Source organism: Actinomycetota bacterium (genome assembly GCA_035540895.1).
In the GTDB taxonomy this organism is placed as follows: Bacteria; Actinomycetota; JAICYB01; order JAICYB01; family JAICYB01; genus DATLFR01.
The window spans coordinates 1-4,693 of sequence record DATLFR010000099.1; the positions used below are offsets into that span (position 1 = coordinate 1).

Here is a 4,693-nt window from a genome sequence, read left to right on the forward strand (position 1 = left end):
AGCGCGCCCACCCCCGCCTCCCGTACCTCCCACATCGCGGTCGCGGCCAGCACGTCCGTGTACCGCCCCACGAACGGCGCACCGGCCACGACGCGCTCCATCCGGTCCAGACCCGCCTCGGCCTCGGCGAGCGAGGCTCCCTGGTACTCCACGAAGAGCAGGCCCCCGAGCGATGGATCGATGTCGCGGACGCGCGCCCCGTGGAAGGCGCTCGACCGGGCCACGTCGAGGAGCGACTGGGAGACGAGCTCGACCGCGCACGGGGAGGTGTCGACGAGCGCGGGTACGGCATCGATAGCCGCGTGCATGTCGGGGAACCCCACGACCCCCAGGACACGCACGGCCGGCAGCTCGTCGAGGGTGACCTCGACCGACGTCATGAGCGCGAGCGTCCCGTCCGAGCCGGCCAGCAGCTTCGCCGGGTTGGGATGGGGGACGCACAGGTGCTCGAGCTGGTAGCCGGACCCGCGGCGGGCGAGGGTCCGGAACCGGTCGTCGAGCAGCGGCGTGGTCTCGTCGCGGATGCGCAGCAGGTCGGCGCGTAGACGGTCCGGGAGCCGGTCCATCGTGGGTCCGAACGTCACCCGGCTCCCGTCGGCGAGGACGGCGTCCGCCGTCCGGACGTGGTCGACCGCCGCCCCGTAGACGATGGAGTGGGTGCCGCCCGCGTTCGTGCCGACGACCCCGCCCAGCGTGCACTGACGCTTCGTGGCCGGGTCGGGTCCGAACTCGAGGCCGTGGACCCGCAGGGCCCGGTTCAGCTGCCACCAGGTGACGCCGGGCTGCACGCGGGCCGTGCGCGCCTCGGGTTCGATCGACTCGATCCGGTCGAGCAGGGAGAGGTCGAGCTGGAGCCCGGCCCCCACGCACTGGCCCGAGAGCGAGGTGCCGGCGCCCCGGGCGGTGATAGGCACGGAATGCTCCCGGCAGGTCTGTACGACCGCCGCGATGTCGTCGGGCTCCGCCGGACGCGCCACCGCGAACGGCTCGATCCGGTACGGCGAGGCGTCCGTCGCGTAGAGGGCGCGGGCGATGCGGTCCGTCCGGACGTCGCCGCGCATCCGCGAACGCAGCACCTGGGCGAAGGCCTCACGGTCGACGCCGGCGAGGGTGCTCAACGTCCGAACACGTTCGTCGGCCGGCCGCGCACGCCCGGTCGCGCGCGCCACAGGCCCCCGGACCCCGGCTCCCCCTCGGTGGCGGCGGTGGTGATGTACAGGTCGGTCAGATCCGCACCCCCGAACGCGCAAGACGTCACCTTCGAGACCGGGAGGGAGATGGCGTCCACGCGCTCACCGTCCGGGGTGAAGCGGACGACGGACGACCCTCCCCAGAGGGCCACCCACAGGTGACCCTCACCGTCGACGGTCAGCCCGTCCGGGACGGTCAGCGGGTCCCAGCTGTGGGGGAGCGAGACGAGGTCGCGGCGCCCGCCGAGCGCACCGTCGTCGGACACCTCGAACGCGTGCACGGTGAAGCGGAGGGAGTCGACGAAGTACATCGTCCGGCCGTCCGGGCTCCAGTCGATCCCGTTCGGGAGCCTGACCCCGTCGAGGTGGAGGGCGATCGTGCCGTCCAGGTCGAGCGTGTACAGAGCGCCGCGCTCCCCAGCGAAGTCGAGCGGGACGCGCCCGAACCAGAACCTCCCGTGCGCGTCGACCGCGGCGTCGTTCGTCCGGGCGGGGAAGTCCTCGGGGTGGTGGGACACCCACTCCGACACCGAGCCGTCCTCCCCGATCACGACGAACCCGTCCTTCACCGCGCAGACCAGGCTCCCGTCCGGACGGGGAGCCAGCGCCGAGGCGAACCGGCCGATCGGCGTGGTGGACAGCGAGTCGGCGTGCGGGTCGTACCGGTGAAGGACCCCGGGCGGGATGTCCACCCACCACACGGACCCGGCGTGCCACAAGGGACCCTCACCGGTCTCGTTGCTCACGTCGACGACGAGCTCGGGCCCGTTCATGCGCTCACCTCCACGGTCAGCCTCGTCTCGATCGCGCCTCCCGCCGGCACGAGGAGCGCCGTCCCGTTCGCCACCGCCTCGGCCAGGCCCCGGTTCGGGTAGCTCGTGAACGGTTCCAGCCCCAGGTTGTAGGTCCGGCCCCACCAGGGGTAGCCGTGTCCGCCCCCGTAGCTCTGCCACACCCACAGGTGGCGGAACAACCGCTCGTCGAAGCGGACGGTGACCGTCACGCCGCGGCCCGGGTTCGTGACCGTGTAGCGACCCTCGGGGAGCCCGGTGACGTAGGCGAGGTCGTGGGAGCGGGCGTCCGGGCCGGGGACGCGCGACAGGTCGACGTCTCCGACGACGGGCCAGTCTCCGGTCGCGCCCGGGGCGAGCCTGCTGGTAGGCCAGACCTCGTCGTGCACGCTCACCCGTCCGCCCGGGAGGTCGACGAGGCACCCCTCGTCGAGGAACGGCGGACCGAAGACGATGTGGTGTCCGTACATGATCTCGAGGTCCTCGGCTCCCACGTTCACGACGCGCTCGTCGACGACCAGCTCCGGGCGTCCGGAGGAGACCGAGATCTCCTTCGTAACCTCGATCGGGGTCCGGGCCAGCCGGACGTGGAAGCGCACCGACGCCTGCTCGGGCCCGTCGGACGTCACCGCGGCGTCCCACGGGAGCAGGTTGGCCTCGCCGTGCTGTCCGAGCTCGGCTCCCCGGTAGGTGGACGCGGCACCGCCGTTGGGGACCACGGTCTGCCAGCCGCCCTCGTAATGGTCGAGCCAGGGGTCCCCCGGGGCGCCGAAGGTCGCTGGGTGTCGCACCCCCCAGGGGGTCCGCCACAACAGCTCGGTATCCGTCGGCTTGTGCACGAGGCTCGAGATGTCCGCGCCCTTCCCCGAGAGCACGACCGCGCGCAGGTGCTCGTTCTCGATGACGGCGGTCTCGACCCCGCGGTACGTCCAGGAGGCGTCGGCTCGCGCGCCGTGCGTGTGCTCCGGACCGTATCTGCGCATGCTCATTGGACCCTCGCCGGCGGGCAATCCAGTATGGGAACACTAGACCGAACCCGAGGACCGAAGATGCCATCGAACGGCTTCCGAGTGCTGGTCGAGGGCCTCGACCACCCTGAGGGGGTGGCGGTGGGCCCCGACGGGACCCTGTACGCGGGCGGGGAGGCGGGCCAGGTCTACCGCATCGAGGAGACCGGTCCGGTGGAGGTGGCGAACACCGGCGGCTTCCTGCTCGGGATGGCGGCGGACGGAGACGGACGCCTCTACGCATGCGACGTGGCCCGGCGCGAGGTCCTGCGGGTCGACCCGCTCTCGGGATCGACCGAGGTCTACGCCTCCGGGACGCCGGAGCGCCCGATGGTGAACCCGAACTGGCCGGTGTTCGACGACGACGGGAACCTCTACGTCACCGACTCCGGGACGTGGAAGGGCGACGACGGCTGCATCTTCCGGGTCTCCCCGGCGGGTGAGGCCGAGGTGTGGAGCACGGCCTCGACCGCGTTCCCCAACGGAGCCTGTCTCACCGCCAACGGCGGACACCTGCTCGTGCTCGAGTCGGTGCCGGGGGCGCTCGTGCGCATACCGGTCGCCGATCCGAGCGCGCGCGAGGTGATCGTGGAGCTCCCGGACGCGGTCCCGGACGGCATCTGCCTCGACACCGACGGCACCGCCTACGTCTTCTGCTACCGCCCGGACCGCGTCTACCGGATCGCCGACGGCACCCTCGAGGTGTTCGCGGACGACCCGCAGGGGACCCTCCTCGCCGCCCCCACCAACGGGGTCTTCGTCGGGACCGATCGCACCACGCTCGTCTGCGGCAACCTGGGGCGCTGGCACCTGTCCGCGTGCGAGGTCGACACCCCCGGGCTCCCGCTGCGCTACCCGAGCCCGTCCGGGAGCCCGAAGTGAGCGAGATGCAGGGCAGGACGGCGCTCGTCACGGGGGCCGCCATGGGCATCGGCCGCGCGGCCGCCGAGGCCCTGCACCGACAGGGAGCCCGGATCGCGCTCGTCGACCGGGCCGACGCGGAGCCCATCGGCGACTCGGTCTCGCTGCTCGCCGACGTCTCGGACCCCGAGGAGGTCGAGCGCGCGGTGGGCGAAGCCGTGGAGGCGCTCGGACGGCTCGACGCGGTGGTCTGCGCGGCCGGGATCCAGCGCTACGGATCGGTCGTCGACACCCCCATCGACGTGTGGGACGAGGTCATCGGCGTCAACCTCAGGCAGATGTTCCTCGTCGGCAAGCACGCCGTTCCGCATATCGAGGCGTCCGGGGGCGGGGCGATCGTCAACGTGGCGTCGGTCCAGGCGCTGGCCGCCCAGCGGGGCGTGGCCGCCTACTCGGCGTCGAAGGGCGGCGTGGTCGCGCTCACGCGGGCGATGGCGGTGGATCATGCGCCGGCCGTCCGGGTGAACTGCGTCTGTCCGGGGTCGGTCGACACCCCGATGCTGCGCAGCGCCGCCGAGCTCTTCTCAGAGGGGAAGGACCCCGACGAGGTGGTGGGAGCCTGGGGGCAGATGCACCCGATGGGACGGGTGGCCCGTCCGGAGGAGGTCGGGGAGGCGATCGCGTACCTGGCCGGACCCCGGGCCTCCTTCGTCACCGGCGCCGCGCTGCTCGTGGACGGGGGGCTCCTCTCGGTGATCGGCGGCACATGAGGACGGGTCCGGCCGGGCGCATCACGGCGCTGCGCGCCACCACGGTCACCGTGCCGCTCCAAGCTCCCCTGCGC

The 4,693-nt window shown here is 72.7% G+C and carries 5 protein-coding genes; 2 read left to right on the forward strand and 3 right to left on the reverse strand.

The features are described 5' to 3' along the window. The 3 genes from VM840_05770 to VM840_05780 all read right to left on the reverse strand — a co-directional run. Positions 1-1,118, reverse strand: a 1,118-nt coding sequence (locus VM840_05770; GenBank protein HVL81084.1) for an FAD-binding oxidoreductase, incomplete at its 3' end; no start/stop codon positions are given. Then, positions 1,115-1,963, reverse strand: a complete 849-nt coding sequence (locus VM840_05775) for an SMP-30/gluconolactonase/LRE family protein (protein ID HVL81085.1) — start codon at positions 1,961-1,963, stop codon at positions 1,115-1,117. The genes VM840_05775 and VM840_05770, both read right to left, overlap by 4 nt. Next, positions 1,960-2,970 (reverse strand): DUF4432 family protein, encoded by a 1,011-nt coding sequence (locus VM840_05780; GenBank protein HVL81086.1) that lies wholly within the window; start codon positions 2,968-2,970, stop codon positions 1,960-1,962. Before VM840_05780 ends, VM840_05775 begins: the two co-directional genes overlap by 4 nt. A gap of 60 nt (positions 2,971-3,030) precedes the next feature. Here VM840_05780 and VM840_05785 point away from each other — a divergent pair, with 60 nt between their 5' ends. Both VM840_05785 and VM840_05790 read left to right on the forward strand, forming a co-directional pair. Beyond that, a complete protein-coding gene (locus VM840_05785; protein ID HVL81087.1) occupies positions 3,031-3,870 on the forward strand; it encodes an SMP-30/gluconolactonase/LRE family protein in 840 nt (279 codons plus the stop codon). A gap of 5 nt (positions 3,871-3,875) precedes the next feature. Further along, complete coding sequence (locus VM840_05790) at positions 3,876-4,619, forward strand: SDR family oxidoreductase (GenBank protein HVL81088.1); 744 nt, start codon at positions 3,876-3,878, stop codon at positions 4,617-4,619. Positions 4,620-4,693: the final 74 nt, after the last annotated feature.

What these genes read in the sequence shown, in the direction of transcription:
- VM840_05790 (HVL81088.1), top strand. Translation starts at nt 3,876, where the DNA reads ATGCAGGGCAGGACGGCGCTCGTCACGGGGGCCGCCATGGGCATCGGC.
- VM840_05775 (HVL81085.1), bottom strand. Translation starts at nt 1,963, where the DNA reads ATGAACGGGCCCGAGCTCGTCGTCGACGTGAGCAACGAGACCGGTGAG.
- VM840_05780 (HVL81086.1), bottom strand. Translation starts at nt 2,970, where the DNA reads ATGAGCATGCGCAGATACGGTCCGGAGCACACGCACGGCGCGCGAGCC.
- VM840_05785 (HVL81087.1), top strand. Translation starts at nt 3,031, where the DNA reads ATGCCATCGAACGGCTTCCGAGTGCTGGTCGAGGGCCTCGACCACCCT.